Source organism: Agarivorans sp. (assembly GCF_050295395.1).
In the GTDB taxonomy this organism is placed as follows: domain Bacteria; phylum Pseudomonadota; class Gammaproteobacteria; order Enterobacterales; family Celerinatantimonadaceae; genus Agarivorans.
Genome location: NZ_JBNKPP010000092.1, coordinates 36,638 through 52,104 on the forward strand (window position 1 = coordinate 36,638; position 15,467 = coordinate 52,104).

At 45.2% G+C, this 15,467-nt stretch carries 12 protein-coding genes; 7 read left to right on the top strand and 5 right to left on the bottom strand.

All coding sequences use genetic code 11. The features are described 5' to 3' along the window. The first annotated feature begins 10 nt into the window (after positions 1–10). Genes ACQY6Q_RS05545 through ACQY6Q_RS05575 form a run of 7 tightly spaced genes read left to right on the top strand, consistent with a single transcriptional unit; the run spans position 11 to position 8,895 of the window. The gene (locus ACQY6Q_RS05545) at positions 11–1,567 is read left to right on the top strand and encodes an XrtA system polysaccharide chain length determinant (protein ID WP_427978871.1); all 1,557 of its coding nucleotides are present in this window, start codon (positions 11–13) and stop codon (positions 1,565–1,567) included. After that, on the top strand, positions 1,564–2,442 hold the full coding sequence (locus tag ACQY6Q_RS05550; RefSeq protein ID WP_427978874.1) for an XrtA-associated tyrosine autokinase: 879 nt from the start codon (positions 1,564–1,566) through the stop codon (positions 2,440–2,442). The genes ACQY6Q_RS05545 and ACQY6Q_RS05550 overlap by 4 nt, the downstream gene beginning before the upstream one ends. Positions 2,443–2,500: 58 nt before the next feature. After that, positions 2,501–3,883, top strand: coding sequence for a TIGR03016 family PEP-CTERM system-associated outer membrane protein (locus tag ACQY6Q_RS05555; protein WP_427978877.1), 1,383 nt, complete (start codon positions 2,501–2,503; stop codon positions 3,881–3,883). 2 nt (positions 3,884–3,885) lie between these two features. Continuing rightward, positions 3,886–4,941: an XrtA/PEP-CTERM system-associated ATPase gene (locus ACQY6Q_RS05560; protein ID WP_427978880.1), complete on the top strand. Its 1,056-nt coding sequence runs from the start codon at positions 3,886–3,888 to the stop codon at positions 4,939–4,941. A 58-nt stretch (positions 4,942–4,999) separates the two neighbouring features. Then, positions 5,000–7,033, top strand: coding sequence for an XrtA/PEP-CTERM system histidine kinase PrsK (prsK, locus tag ACQY6Q_RS05565; RefSeq protein WP_427978986.1), 2,034 nt, complete (start codon positions 5,000–5,002; stop codon positions 7,031–7,033). A 40-nt stretch (positions 7,034–7,073) separates the two neighbouring features. Further along, positions 7,074–8,426, top strand: a complete 1,353-nt coding sequence (gene prsR, locus ACQY6Q_RS05570) for a PEP-CTERM-box response regulator transcription factor (RefSeq protein WP_427978882.1) — start codon at positions 7,074–7,076, stop codon at positions 8,424–8,426. Between the two features lie 7 nt (positions 8,427–8,433). Further along, positions 8,434–8,895 carry an acyl-CoA thioesterase gene (locus ACQY6Q_RS05575; RefSeq protein ID WP_427978885.1) on the top strand — a complete coding sequence of 154 codons (462 nt, stop codon included), beginning with the start codon at positions 8,434–8,436 and terminating at the stop codon, positions 8,893–8,895. A gap of 61 nt (positions 8,896–8,956) precedes the next feature. Here ACQY6Q_RS05575 and ACQY6Q_RS05580 read toward each other — a convergent pair whose 3' ends face one another. The 5 genes from ACQY6Q_RS05580 to ACQY6Q_RS05600 all read right to left on the bottom strand — a co-directional run bounded on the left by ACQY6Q_RS05580 (position 8,957) and on the right by ACQY6Q_RS05600 (position 15,324). Next, the gene (locus ACQY6Q_RS05580; protein WP_427978887.1) at positions 8,957–10,354 is read right to left on the bottom strand and encodes a TRAP transporter large permease; all 1,398 of its coding nucleotides are present in this window, start codon (positions 10,352–10,354) and stop codon (positions 8,957–8,959) included. Between the two features lie 22 nt (positions 10,355–10,376). Next, on the bottom strand, positions 10,377–10,913 hold the full coding sequence (locus ACQY6Q_RS05585) for a TRAP transporter small permease (protein WP_427978889.1): 537 nt from the start codon (positions 10,911–10,913) through the stop codon (positions 10,377–10,379). Positions 10,914–10,987: 74 nt separating this feature from the next. Further along, positions 10,988–11,968, bottom strand: a complete 981-nt coding sequence (locus ACQY6Q_RS05590; RefSeq protein WP_427978892.1) for a TRAP transporter substrate-binding protein — start codon at positions 11,966–11,968, stop codon at positions 10,988–10,990. Between the two features lie 200 nt (positions 11,969–12,168). Beyond that, positions 12,169–13,518: a sigma-54-dependent transcriptional regulator gene (locus ACQY6Q_RS05595; RefSeq protein WP_427978894.1), complete on the bottom strand. Its 1,350-nt coding sequence runs from the start codon at positions 13,516–13,518 to the stop codon at positions 12,169–12,171. Between the two features lie 9 nt (positions 13,519–13,527). Next, positions 13,528–15,324, bottom strand: a complete 1,797-nt coding sequence (locus ACQY6Q_RS05600; protein ID WP_427978896.1) for an ATP-binding protein — start codon at positions 15,322–15,324, stop codon at positions 13,528–13,530. Between the last annotated feature and the right edge of the window lie 143 nt (positions 15,325–15,467).

The window sequence follows — 15,467 nt, forward strand, 5'->3', positions numbered from 1 at the left end:
ACTGATTTAGATGCAAGATTTAATAGAGGATTTCCTGCAGTACCTCCGCGGAATATGGTTAAAGCGCCGTTATATATTGCTGGCTCTTTGGATTATTTGCCCGATTGGTTGGATAGCTGTCACCCTGCTGCCCAACCAATATACAGCCGAGGCTCGCGTTTATGCAGATACTCGCTCTTTGCTACAACCCCTATTAAAGGGGTTGGCGCTCCAGACTGATCCAAGTCAGGAATTAGCGATGATGGTGAAGACCTTACTGAGTCGCGGCAATTTAGAAAAAATAGCCCGAGCCAGTGATGCAGATGTGAGAGTCAACAACAGCGCAGAGTATGATGAGTTGCTCGACTCACTTAAAGAAACCATAGAAATCGATAAAACTCGTAGAGAGAATTTGTACACCATTACTTTTAGTGGTGACTCTCCACAGTATGTGCGTGATGTAGTGCAAGCTGCCTTAGATGTATTTGTTGAAAATACCCTTGGGGAAAAACGACAAGATACAGATACTGCCAATTCTTTTATTAATCAGCAAATACAAGAGTATGAAACCCGTCTGATCGAGGCGGAAAAACGCCTAGCCTCATTTAAGCAAGAGTACACGGAGTTTCTACCAGGTAAAGAAACCACTTATTACAGTAACTTGGAATCGGTAAAAAAGCAGTTAGAAGAAACTCGTTTGCAGCTCAGTGAGGCCGAGACAAAGCTTACTTCTGCCCGAGCCCAACTCGCTAGCGAAGAGGCTTTAGCTTCTCAGCAAACGGCTAGGGTGCGCACCGAATTTGATGACCGTATTGTGGCGATGCAAACTCGTTTAGATGACTTGTTATTACGTTATACCGAACGCCATCCAGATGTTATTGAGGTGAAGCGTCAAATTGCCTCATTACAACGGCAAAAAGATAATGCCTTGGTCAATGTGAGGACTCCAGCGGCTATAGCCTCCGAGTCGGTGATTTATCAAGATCTTAAGATCACGGTAAGCCAATTAGAGAATGAAGTGGCTTCGCTTAAGGTGCGAGAGCAACGTCACCAAGAAAAAGTCGACAGTCTAGAACAACGCTTGCGTCAGGTACCTGATGTTGAGGCCAAATTGACTGGCTTAAATCGTAATTACGAGATCACTAAATCTAAATATGAAGATTTATTGTCACGTAGAGAAAGCGCCTTGATCTCTCAAAGCGCCGGTAAAACCACGGATGACATTAAATTTAGGGTCATTGATGCTCCACGAGTGCCGCTTGAGCCTTCTGGGCCAAGACGACCATTGTTAATTGCTGGTGTGTTGATTTTAGCGCTGGGTATTGGGATTGGCCTATCGTTTGTATTTAGTCAGATCAATCCAGCAGTGTCGAGTATTCAACAGCTTTATCAACAAACGGGCTTTCCTGTTTTCGGCGTGGTGTCGGCTACTCAGAGCTCTGGTTTGGCAAAAATTGAGAAGCGAAAAATGCGGATATTTGTATTGTCAAATGCCGTGTTGTTGTGTGGTTTTATTGGTTTTATGGTGATTAACCTGCTACCCAATTTACACAGTAAAATTATTTTAGGCTTAGGTGGATTGCTATGAGTACGATTGAAAAAGCCATGGGCAAGCTTGCTCAGCAAGCGCAGGCAAAAGAAAAGCCACCAGAGACTACTGCACAAAGCCAGCAAGCCAATTCCTCTAGCGTTTCAGAGAAAGATAAGCCCATTCTGCAAATTGATTCTGCGGTGCTGAAGCGTTTAGGCATGTTGTCGGATATTCGTTCTCGAGAGACTCGGGTATTGAGTGACGAATACCGTAGCATTAAGCGCAAATTATTGAAAAATGCTTTTGAGCCAGGCCTGATTCCGCAGGATAAAAGCAACTTGATTATGGTCACTAGTGCCAATCCCGGCGAGGGCAAAACCTTTACCTCGATTAATTTAGCCTTGAGTCTTGCTTTGGAAAAAGACAAAACCGTATTGTTAATTGACTCCGATGTGCTCAAACCCACGGTGAGCAAAACTTTGGGAATTGGTCAGCATATGGGCTTAATGGAATATTTGTTAGGCGAAACTGACGATGTAGCTGATGTTATTTACCATACAAATATTCCCAATTTGCGCATTATGCCCGCAGGCATGCCTCACCATTTAAGTAATGAATTATTGGCCAGCGATAAAATGCGCGCCTTAACAGAAGAACTAAATAGCCGCTATTCTGACCGAGTGGTGCTGTTTGATAGCCCTCCAGTTTTAGGCGTCAATGAAACAGTGGTGTTGTCCAACTTTGTCGGTCAAGCTGTGGTAGTGGTTGAACAAGATAAAACTAAATTGGCGGCGATTAAATCGGCGGTACAGCAGTTTGGTGAAGAGCTGGCAATTGGTTATGTATTGAATAAAGCGGTGCATGGGAAAACAGGAACCTACGGATATGGCTACGGATATGGCTACGGATATGAGGAAGAACGCAGCGCCTAGGTTTTTTGTTGCGCTTGTTATTACTGTTGGGGGGCTTTTTTCGGCTCAGGCCGCGGATGTGGAGTTTAGCCCTAAAGTTGATTTAGAAGCTATCTATACGGATAACGCTGAACTTACCGAGACAAACAAAGAGTCCGGCGAAATCGGTATTATTTCTGCTGGCTTTGTTACAGATGTACTGGGCAAAGACGGCGAGCTCTCCTTGAAGTATCGAGCTAGGCAAACTTACCATTCGTATAATTCGGATAAAAACAAGCTTTACCATGAACTTGATTTTAACGCCGACAAGAAGCTAGGGCGCTCTGGCTTTAGCGCGGATGTAACGGCCGCTATGGACATATTACCTGCCGACGTGAGTAATAATGCGATTACCGATGTGGTGGCGGGTGATCTTATCCAAAGTCGCGAATTAGGCGTAGGTTTTAGCTATCAATCTAATCCACGTAAATGGGTTGATCTTAATGCTCGCGTTTCCGGTAAATTATATCGTTACGAAGATAACCGAGGAAATAACAACGATTACGATGCCTCATTGGTATTCAAAAATGGCCATAGAGTCAATCAGGTATTTTGGTTAGTTGATTCCAGCTATATTCGCAGAGAAGCCCGTGACAATAGGCAAGAAACGGAAAGCGTAAAATACAAGGGTGAGTTAGGTCTGCAACAGCGAGCGGGTTTTAGTCCCTTCATTCGTTACTACGCAGAGAGCTACTTAGAAGGTCTTAGTTCTTCCGCCAAGTTTGGTGAATCAGAAAGTTGGGGACCAGCATTACGCTATTTTCGTACTAAGCTAAGTTACATTGAGGTAAGCTATAATTTTTCCTTAAATAAAGAGAAAAACGATGATTACGTAGGCGCTGCCATCAATTTAGAGCCTAATCGTCGCACCAAGTTTTTCTTTGAATACAGCAAACGTTTCTATGGGGATGCCTATGAGTTTATGTTTGCGCATCAAAAACGCCGCATCAGTACCGATATTAGTTACCAAGAAGAACCAACCAGCTTTGACCGCCGTTTCTTTGTTGAGGGCGATAATGTAGAAGAACAAAAGTTGGATAAAACTTTCCGTTGGAATACGCGCTTGGATCTACGCCGCTCTGCACTCGATTTCGAGTTGCGTCATCAAACTCGAGAAGGTTTACGAGATACTACGGATTTCATTAAAGATACCACCTACGGCGGCGGTATTAGTTATGACCACAAATTGTCGCGGCAGTTGAGTTTGGCTTTTGCTTTTGACTATGACCACTACAGCTTCGAGAAACTTACCGGAGCCGAACAAATCGACAAATATAGCCGTTACGACTTGTCTTTAGCGCAAGATCTTATGGAAGGCTTGTTCTTAACCTATCGCTATCAATTTACTCATCGTAGCTCAAATGTTTCAGGGCGCACTTATGATGAAAACCGAGTTTCAATTAACGCTACTAAGCAGTTTTAAATATGTATGAGTCTTTTTTCGGGCTAAGTGATAAGCCATTTAAACTTAGTCCTGATCCTAAATTCTTTTTTGCCAGTCCCCACCATGATCGCGCGGTATCCTATTTACGCTATGGTTTATCGCAAGGGGAAGGTTTTATTGTGGTTACTGGCCCCATAGGTACCGGAAAGACCACCATTGCACGAAGCTTACTGGCCTCGGTTGATGATTCCATCGTTGCGGCCCAGATTGCTACCACTAAATTGAACCCTGATGAGTTAGTTCGTCTGGTGGCGGCTCAATTTAGTATTGATGTTGAAGGGCTCAATAAAGCCGAAATCCTAAAGCGTTTTGAACAATACTTATTAACTTTAAACAAGCAGGGGAAACGCGCCCTCTTGGTGGTGGATGAAGCGCAAAACTTGCCTGCCGAAACGGTAGAAGAATTACGCATGTTGTCTAACTTTCAGCTAAACGATAAGCCGCTATTTCAAAGTTTTTTGTTAGGCCAAGAAGAGTTAAAACCGATTATTGAGTTGCCTGAAATGGAGCAATTTCGGCAGCGAATTATTGCTTCTTGTCACCTTAAGCCTTTTGATGCTGAGCAAACTCAAGGCTATATTATCCATCGTCTAAAGCAGGTGGGCTGGCAAGACAACCCTAAGCTAGAAGATGATATTTTTGAACAAATCGCCGATTTCACCAAAGGCATCCCTCGTAAGATTAATATTTTTGCTGACCGCTTGTTTTTGTACGCTTTCTTGGAGGACTTGCACACCATTACTCAAGCAGATGTGACTGCGGTTATTGAGGAAATGGGCGGAGAGCTTTCTGGTTCACTGCAGGGAACGCCTGAGCAGCAAGGAGTGAGTGACTTAGATGCCGTGTTGGGACGTCAATATGATGCCCTGCCAAGTGGCTCATCAATGATGAGTGACAGTCATATCAAGGCCGCGTTACTCGATGTCTCGGGTTATCTAGAAGAAGTGGTATTGCGTAAGATTAAAATTATTCGCTATCTAGATAAAATGATTGAAAAGAAACGCAAAGAGATTGTCGAGATGGGTGATAACAGCTAGGTGCAGGCTTTGCAGCTGCGCTAGCAACTGAGTCAAAAATGGAACAAAGCTTTTGAGCATGATTGTTGGTTTTCTGGGTTACAGTGCCTCTGCCGCAGTGTATTTGTTATTTAGCCTGTTGCTATTAACGACTAAACAAAGTGGTTTTCAACGACAGGCATTAAGTTTGGCGGTGTTCTTTACTTTGTTGTGGGCACTGGCTGCTGCCTTACAAATTTGGTTTGCCTTGCCGCTGGTATTTCTTTATGCGGTAGAAACCTTACGTAATGGCTTATGGTTTTTGTTGCTTTACGCCACTATTGTCCCACAATTTGAATTTAGCCAGTTGTTAGATGGGCCTTGGCGTAAAAAAGGCACCTTACTTGGCTTACTGATTATTGCATTTCTACAACTGGGTGCTGGCTTTAGTGGTTTTAGTTTAAATCTCTTTTGGCTGGTTTCTCAATTGGCACAAGCGGTAATTGGTTTATGGTTGATTGAACAGTTGTATCGGCGCATTGAGCCTTCAGCCCGAGACACTATCAAGCCGATGTGTTTAGGTTTGGGCGCTGTGTTTGCCTTTGATTTCTCGCTATATGCCAATGCCTTAATTACTTCGGGTATCTCTTTCGACTTTTGGAGTCTACGCGGTTTTGTGGCTATCGTAGCGGCACCTTTAGTATTGTTAAGTGCTCGACGAGTGAAACGCTGGTCGACAAAAATCTATGTATCGCGCGATGTGATTTACCACAGTACCTTATTGCTGGTGGCAGGTGCTTATCTGCTGGTTATGTCGCTAGTGGGTTATTACATTCGTTATGCTGGCGGCGATTGGGGGAGCATGGCGCAAAGTGGTTTCTTTGCGTTAAGTGTGCTGATACTGGTGAGTTTGTTCTTGTCTGAGCGCTTACGCAAACGGCTAAAAGTGCAAATCACTAAGCACTTCTTTGCCAATAAGTATGAATATCGTGAAGAGTGGATGAAGTTTGCTGCGGTGTTAGAGAATCAGCAAGGTTCTCCCTATAGCATCGCTCTTAAAGCCATTAATCAACCTTTTGATTGTCAGTTTGCCTGTTTAGCGGTGGCCGAAAACGGTCGTATGGTGGTAAAAAATACCTACAATATTCGTGACGATGATCCTCAGGCCTTACTTTGCCTTGAACTGTTTGGTCAACAAGCGATAGAACATCAATGGATTGTTGACATTGAGGAATTAAAACAAGACAGCAGCGCACTGCCGTTTAAGGTGCATACCAATAGTCTGAATAATATTAACAAGTTTAGTTATGTGATACCCATGAGTACCGATGCTGGGTTTAAAGGTTTGATTTTATTGTCTGCGCCTACTGCCATTCATAGCGTTAACTGGGAAGACCGAGACCTAATGCGAGCGATTAGTCGCCAACTGGCGGTGTTTTTAAATCTTCATCGCTCAAATTTAGCCTTGGCAGAGAGTCAGCAGTTCGATACCTTTAATCGTATGTCTGCATATTTAGTGCACGACTTAAAAAACGTGCTGGCGCAATTACAGCTGTTATCGAAAAATGCGATTAAACATAAACACAATCCAGAATTTATTGAAGATGCCTTCGAAACCGTCGATTCGGCGGTAAACCGTTTGTCTAAGGTAGTGGGGCACTTAAGTAAAAAACAACGAATTGATACGGTGGTCGCGCCTTTTTCTTTAAAACCTGCGCTGCAACAAGTGATTAAATCGCGCTCGATAGGTTTACCCACGCCACAGTTGGAATATCACCTGGACGATGGATTTGAGCTGGTTTGCGACCAAGAACGTTTTATCAATGTACTGAGCCATTTAGTACAAAATGCCCAAGACGCGAGTGAAGACAATGGCAGTGTTATCTTAAGAGCCAGCCTGTTTGAGCAACAGTGCTTAATTGAGATTGAAGACCATGGTGAAGGGATGAGTATCGAATTTATCGATACCCGTCTATTTAAGCCTTTTGATACCACCAAAGGTAATGCTGGTATGGGAGTAGGTGCTTACGATGCAAAACGCTTCGTTGAAGAGTTGGGTGGTCATATCCATGTGCAAAGTAAGCTTGGTGAAGGTAGTTTATTTAAGCTTTACCTGCCAATTCATAAAATTTAATCAGCCTTAAAAACGGGCCTAGCCGAACGGAAATAATACGATGGAAACGTTACTGGTTGTTGAAGATGATCCCGGTATTCAAAAGCAATTAAAGTGGAGTTTCAGTGACTACGAGGTGATAGTCGCCGGAGATAGAAAAGAAGCCATTACTGCTTTGCGCCGCTATGAACCGAAGGTGGTGACTTTAGATTTGGGCTTGCCGCCAGATGAAGCCAATGCCAGTGAAGGTTTGGCCACGCTTAAAGAAATGCTGGAATTGAATCCTAAATTGAAAGTGATAGTGATTACCGGCAATGAGGACAAAGACAATGCGCTCAAAGCTATCGCGATGGGCGCGCATGATTTTTATCATAAGCCGATTGACGATGATACTTTGTCGGTGATTATCTCTAGAGCTTTCTGGGTGGCAAGTATTGAGCTAGAGAATGAAGCGCTACGCGGAGCTTCACTCGATAGCAACGGCTTTTTAGGCAACTCTCCACAGGTGCAAAAGGTTTGTCGCATGGTGGAGCGCATCGCCCCTACCGAAGTAACCACCTTGCTATTGGGGGAAAGTGGTACTGGTAAAGAGGTGCTGGCTCGGGCTATTCATCAACAAAGTCCTCGTAAAGATAAGCCCTTTATCGCAATTAACTGTGCTTCGATCCCTGAGAACTTGCTTGAAAGTGAACTCTTCGGTTTTGAGAAAGGCGCGTTTACGGGTGCCCATAAAACCACTGAGGGTAAAATTGAATGTGCCCACGGCGGCACTCTATTTCTTGATGAAATTGGTGACATGCCCTATCCCTTGCAAGCGAAAATCTTACGCTTCTTGCAAGAAAAGGTGGTTGAGCGAGTGGGGGGGCGCAAAGAAATTCCAGTGGATGTGAAAATTGTTTGTGCCACTCACCAAGACTTGCAGCAAATGGTGGAGCAAAAATCCTTTCGGGAAGATTTGTTTTACCGCATTAGTGAAATCACTATCAATATTCCGCCGCTGCGCGAGCGCGGTGAAGACGTGGTGTTGTTAGCTCGCGCTTTCTTGCAAAGCTATAACAAGCAAATGCAGCGTAACATCAATAATTTCAGTGATGATGCCATTGCCGCCCTTACGCGGCATCGTTGGCCGGGCAACATTCGCGAGTTACAGAATAAAGTGAAATCGGCGGTGATCATGGCGGATAGCAAGCAAATCACCGCAGATGATCTAGCCTTGCCTTTGGCTGATGGTGATGAAGAACAGTTAAAGCTAGCCTTAAACCTTCGTCAAGTGCGCGAAACGGCTGAGAAACAAGCGATTAGTAAGGCGCTAGCCTTGAGCAATGGCAACATCTCCAACACCGCTGGCTTATTAGGGGTTACTCGTCCCACGCTATACTCTTTACTTGAGAAGTACGGATTAAAAACTGATTAGGACCGTTATGGACAAATCACAAACAGAAATGAATATCTTGGTGACTCCAGAAATGGCTAATTTCTCGGGGAAAATGCACGGTGGTGCAATGTTAAAAGTATTGGATGAAGTAGCCTTTACCACGGCCATTCAATACTGTGGTAACTACGCTGTAACCTTATCGGTAGACCAGGTGTTATTTAAGAACCCAGTTGAAATTGGTGAGTTTGTGACTTTTTTGGCGTCGGTCAATTATACCGGAAGAACCTCGATGGAAGTGGGCATTAAGGTGGTAGCTAAGAACCTAAAGGAACAAGTGGTTCGCCATACTCATTCCTGCTTTTTTACTATGGTGGCGGTTGATGAACAGGGGAATTCCATTGCGGTACCGCCGTTGAAACCAACTACCGAGTTGGCGAAAAGACGTTATAACGACGCTTTACGTCGTCGTCAGCAAAGAATTGATAACCATAAAGTAAGACAAGCTTGATCAGCTTGTCTTATTAAACATTAGGCTAGGCGGTTTAATGGTGGTCACTAGCTGCTTAGCGCTAATAGCCGTTTAGTCGATCGAAATATTCTGGTAGAAATAGCGATATCTGCGGAATATAGGTAATCAGCATTAAGAACAACAACAGCAAGCTCAACCAAGGTAGACAAGCCTTAATCACCCAACCCATGCTTCTGCCAGTAATACCTGCAGTAACAAACAGGTTTAAGCCCACCGGCGGCGTTAGCATGCCTATTTCCATATTGACCACCATGATGATACCCAAATGGATGGGGTCAATGCCCAGCTGAGTCGCAATTGGGAACAAGATAGGTGCCATAATTAATAAGATGGCCGAAGGCTCCATAAAATTACCGGCGATCAGCAGCAAAATATTCACCACCACTAAAAATGCCCAAGGTTGTAAACCATGAGCCACGATGGATTCGGCAATCATGTGAGGGATCCGCTCAGTGGTGAGCACGTGCGCAAATAACATGGCATTGGCAATAATAAATAACAGCATGATGCTAACTTTGGCAGCATCTTTCACCACTTGGCGCACTTCTTTATCCAGTATCGATTTAACGATGCTAAGAGGCAGTAAAGCAAGGTTGCGCAGGCCGGCTGCAGTGAGGCTTTCCCCTTGATTACGCCATGCTTGCTGCTTAATTGGGCCAATGTCACGATAGCCGTAGACCGAGACTAAAAAGGCATAGATTGCCGCTACTGAGGCGGCCTCTGTAGGGCTGGCGATACCGCCATAAATCGAGCCCAACACAATGACTATTAGCATCAGACCACCGGTCGCCTTGAGGGCGGAAATGCCCCATTGACGGCAACCAGGATAGGGCTGAGCGGGAAGGTTCTTGATTCTAGCTACTACGTAAATGGCGAGCATTAAAATACTGCCCATCATGATGCCGGGAATGAAGCCGGCCATGAACATACGCGAGGCTGATACCTCGGTGGCGGCCGCGTAAACCAGCATCACAATGGAGGGCGGAATTAAGATCCCCAGAGTGCCTGCGTTAGCGATTACCCCGGCAGCCAATGATTCAGGATAACCTGAACGAACCATGCCGGCGATAACTATTGAGCCTATGGCTGCCACGGTGGCAGGGCTAGATCCTGATACGGCGGCAAACAACATACAAGCTAACACTGAGGCCATGGCCAAACCGCCGCGAATGTGGCCTACGCTGTCCATGGCAAAATTGATCAGCCGCCGAGCCACTCCTCCGGTAGATAAAAAGGCCGAAGACAGAATGAAAAAGGGAATGGCGAGTAGTGTGTAGTGCTCAGAGGTGGCTTCAAACAGCTTTAGCGCAATTGAGGCAAGTGAGTCATTGGAAAATAATAAAATAGTGGTCATGCTGGCGAAACCTAACGCGATGGCGATGGGCATGCCGATGATCATACAAATAAACAGTAGAATAAATAGGGTAAAGGTAGTCATGCTCTGTTCCTTGCCGCAATGCTTATGATTTTTTTAATTCGTCGGCTAACTGCATACTTTCTTTGGCTTCATCGGCCAGATGGAAGCCATCTTGTTGGTTGGTTATTACTTTCCAGCCCACCTCCAAGAAACGGACAACTAGCAGTACAAAACCAATAAATAACACGCTCATGGCCTTCCATTTCTCAATCGGCAGATCTTCCATCTCGATGCCAATGCTGTGTAGCTTGCTCAAGTACACCCATGAGCCATACAGGAATAGGCTGCAATAGAAGAGACACAAGGCTAAAGCGACGAGGGTTAACAACTTTCGTTGCTTGTGCGGGAGGAGCTTGACGAAGGCGTCGACACCAATATGAGCACCTTCTCTTACTCCCCAACTGGCTCCAAGTAATACCAACCACGCAGAGCAGTAGAGGGTGACTTCTTGGATCCAATGGAGGCCAGAGTTAAATACAAAGCGCATCACCACTTCGATAAATACCAGCAAGGTCATTACCACCAATAGTGAGGCAATAAGATTCTCTTCGATGCTTCTAAACCAGTTCACCAGCTTCATTATTTTTCCTTAAATAACCTGTAACAAAGGTTGCTAAAAGCGCGCAGAGCGAGGGGGCTCTGCATCATCGTTAGTTATTGGTTGGCAGCTACTGCGGCATCAATGATGTTTTTGCCGATTTCTTTTTCAAACTGCTGCCACACTGGCTTCATGGCTTCAACCCATTGTTGGCGTTGTTCTGGGCTAAGAGAAATCACCTGAGAGCGCTTAGAGGCAATGATATTGGCCTTGTCGTTGTCAGCTTTTTCTGCGGCGATCTGATTACCATAGGCGACGGCTTCATCTAGCGCTTTTTTCAATTCAGTGCGAAGGTCATCGGGTAAGCCATACCAAAATTCAGCTGAACTCACGATTAAGTAGTCCAGTACTCCATGGTTTGACTCAGTAATGTTGGCTTGTACCTCAAAGAACTTCTTGGAATAAATGTTGGACCAAGTGTTTTCCTGACCATCGATGGCACGGGTTTGTAATAAAGTGAAGACTTCTGAGAAAGGCTTTTTCAAAGGCACTGCGTCTACCGCTTCAAATTGGGCGGCTAATACATCAGATGACATGATGCGAAACTTCTTACCCTTTGCGTCCGCTGGTGAGTAAAGAGGGTCGTTGGCCGATAGTTGCTTCATGCCATTGTGTAAGTAACCTAGGCCAACCAAGCCTTTGCTTTCCAAAGATGACAGTAGTTCTTGGCCGGCGGGACTCGCTTGAAAACGTTCAACCGCTGCCATGTCTTTGAATAAAAACGGTAGGTCAAATACTTGGAGTTTTTTGGTGTATTTCTTAAATTTTGATAACGAAGGAGAAATAAGCTCCACATCGCCTAACAGTAAGGCTTCAAGTTCTTTACCATCGCCATACAGCTGCGAGTTGGGGTAGACCTTTACTTCTACTTGGTTAGGTAGGCGCTGTTCAACCAGCTGTTTAAATTTTAAGGCCATTTGACCTTTAGGGGTATTTTCGGCGACTACGTGGGAAAACTTAAGCTCGATGGGGGCGGCATAAACCATGCTCGAAAATGCAATGCTTAAAGCGCTCAGAGTACTTACCAATAGTTTCATTATTATCTTCCTTGTGTAGGGTTTGTTGGGTACTACCGCTATCACTTATGGCAAGCCTTGTGCCAATTTAAGAAGGTGTTTTTAAGTTTTTGAAATGTTTAGATAAAATTTTAGAGTGTGGTTTTGCTTGGGATTGCGAAGTCAATTTATGGGGGGATGTTCCCCCATGGAAATTAATTAAATGGGGGGGAAGCCACCCATTAGTCTGAGTGCTGGGTTTTGTAGTCACCCTTGTCTAAATGGTGCTTTTTCATTTTCTCGTAGAGCGTTTTGCGGCCAATTTGTAGTTCATGCTGTACTGCTTTTAGCTGGCCTTGATGACGTTGCAGCGCGTCTTGTAGCAGGGTGTGTTCAAAACGATAGAGTTGTTCGGCCAAATTCATGTTCTGCTGGGGTTTTTCAGCTTCGTCAAAGGCGGCATGTTCGCCCATTAATACCCAGCGCTCGGCTAAATTACGTAATTCTCGTACATTACCTGGCCAGTCGTGCTTCATTAAGCTGCCCAAACGCTGTGGGCTAATATCTGGGCTATTTAGCTGATAGCGGGCGGCGGCCACACGTAAAAAGTTGTTTAGCAATAAGGGAATGTCTTCAAGGCGCTCGCGTAGCGGAGGAATATGCACCTCTACTACGTTGAGCCGATAGTACAGATCGCTGCGAAAGACGCCGTTATCTCCTAGCTGTTTTAAGTCGCTTTTGGTGGCGGCAATCACGCGAATATCCAAGGGTGTGGCTAAGTTACTGCCAAGTGGCTCAACGCTGCGCTCTTCGAGTACGCGTAACAATTTGATTTGCAGGGCCATCGGCATGCTTTCAATTTCATCGAGAAACAGTGTGCCTCGATGGGCAAAGGCAATTTTGCCTACACGTTTTTTTTGCGCGCCGGTAAAGGCTCCGGCTTCGTGACCAAATAGCTCGCTTTCAATCATGTTTTCTGGAATGGCGCCGCAGTTAATCGCTACAAATGGGTGTTGGGCGCGAATACTGTGATCGTGTAGGAAACGGGCAACCAGTTCTTTTCCGGTACCGGTCTCGCCGTTGATCAGGACGTCGGCAGGGGTATCTTTAATTTGTCCTAAAATTTTTCGCAGTCGGCTTATCACTGGGGTGGAGCCAAGGATCCGTGGGCCAGGGCCACTTTGGGCGTCTAGTTCGGCTTTGAGTTCTCGGTTTTCTAGGGTTAAGCTGCGTTTGTCTAAGGCGCGCTTTAATACATCCAGTAAGTGGCTAGTTGCAAACGGTTTTTCTAAGAAGTCATAAGCTCCGTCTCGAATGGCTTTAATCGCCATAGATATATCACCGTGACCGGTGAGGAGAATAATCGGCAGGTCGGCGTCTATTTGATGGGCCTGTTGCATCATCTCTAGGCCGCTAAGGCCGGGCATATTAATGTCGGAAATAATCACTCCGGGCCATTCTGCTTGCAGTGTTGCTAATGCGGACTCTGCGTTAGCAAAACTTAAACTCTGGTAGCCTTCTAGCTCCAGCGTTTGACTTAAAGAGCGCAAAATATCCGGGTCGTCATCAATAATAATTACCTGTTTATCCACCTTGGCCTCTTAGGGTTTATGTTGCGGGTCGGGTAAGTGGATCACAAACTCCGGCCCGAAATCTGCTTTGTTAGTGACAGTAATTTCACCACCAAAGGATTCAATTAAACGTTTTGATATCGCCATTCCTAGTCCTAAACCTTGTTTTTTAGTGGTGTAGAACGGTTCAAATATACGCTGTAGTTGCTCTTCGCTGAGCTCTGGGCCGTTGTCCCAAATGGCGATGCATTGCCAGCCATCTTGCTGGAATTGGCTGATCCCCAAACGCGGCTGCGGTTGTTGTTCTAGGGCGTCGATGGCGTTGTTGAGCAGGTTAATTAACACCTGCTCTAGGTGAATAGGGTCAACCTTCACCCACTGCTCGTCCTGACCAGAGAACTCAATTTTAATATTATTGGCAACGATGCGATTAGCCAAAATCGATAGAGCGGCGTTAATCGCTGTGGAGCTGGCAACCAATTGGCTTTGGCCACTGGATTTGCGCGAGAAAATTTTAAATTTGGCGATCATCTTACTCATCATGGTACTGAGTTTGAGGATCTCTTGGAGATTATTGCCAACCTGCTGATGCTGTTGCTTTTGTTGAAAACGCAAGGCATTTTCAGCGTAGTTGCGTAGCGCGGTTAGAGGTTGGTTAAGCTCATGGTTGATGCCTGCAGACAGCTCTCCTAAGGTAGCTAGCTTAGCGGCTTGAACTAATTCATCTTCAGTTTTCTTTAAGGTTTTGGCAGTGCGTTGATAATTATCTAAGGCTTGTTGTAGTTGCCTATTGGCTCGAGTTAATTCGGTGGTGCGTTGTTGAACCCGTTCCTCTAGTAGTTGGTTTGCTTGTAATTGCAATTGACGACTGGTTTGTAATTGTCGCCAATACAGGTAAAGCAAAACTAAACCCCAATAGAGTAGCGAGCAAAGTAATAAGGCTTCACTAACTTCACTGCTATATGCGCTTTGCGGAGATAGGGCATATAAATGCCATCCAGCTGTTGGCAATACTCGATGTATGCTGAGATAGCTTTGGGCTTCTCCATTGTAGTTAGGCAGGATGATGCTATCGTTGGTTTTGCGCTGAGCCATGTTGTTCAACGAATGCTCGCCATACTGACGGGAGTTAATGATTTGCTGGCGTAACGAGTCGGCTATGGGGCGAATGCTGCGGTATAACCAATGGTTTTGCGAAGCATAAAATACCACCCCATGTTTATCGGTGAGTAGGTATTCAAAATGCGGATCGCGCCAGCTTCTTTCAATAATATTTAAGGCTACTTTCACCACCACCACACCGACCACTTTTTGTTGATAGAGCACCGGGGCGGAAAAATAATAACCGCGAACACCTGAGCGAGAGCCAAGAGCAAAGTATTGGCCATATTTGCCAAGGATGGCGGTCTGAAAATAGGGGCGGTAGCTGTAATTACTGCCGACGAAGGAGCGAGGACTTTGCCAATTACTGGAGGCAATGGTGGTGCCGTTTACATCCAGTAGGTAGCTCACATCGCTCCCTTGGCGCTGATTGATTTCTTGCAAATATAGATTAAGTTGTTGGCTGCGCTGAGTGCTAGCGTTGAGCCGCAGCGGTTCGATGAGTTGTTGTTGAAATGCCAGTACCTTAGGAAAATTACGAAAACGGTCTAATTCATGTTGAATGCTGCGTTGTAAACGTTGGCTCTCGCCAAGTAGGCGCTGTTTTTGTTGTAGCTTGGCTTGGTATTGAGCACTGACTCCTGCCAATAACATCAGGACTAACCAGCACAGGCCGAGTAGAGCCTTGTGCCCTAAGGGTATATCGTTTTTTAGGCCTTGTTCCATCGCTATTCAATCAACTTCATCCATAGAACCAGCTTATAAGAGAAACTTAAATATTGCTGGCGGATTAGTCACATAGTCCGAGTTTTGGGGCTTCTATTAGGGAACTCAGCTCCTTATATTACCTAAGGTTATAAAGAATCCCG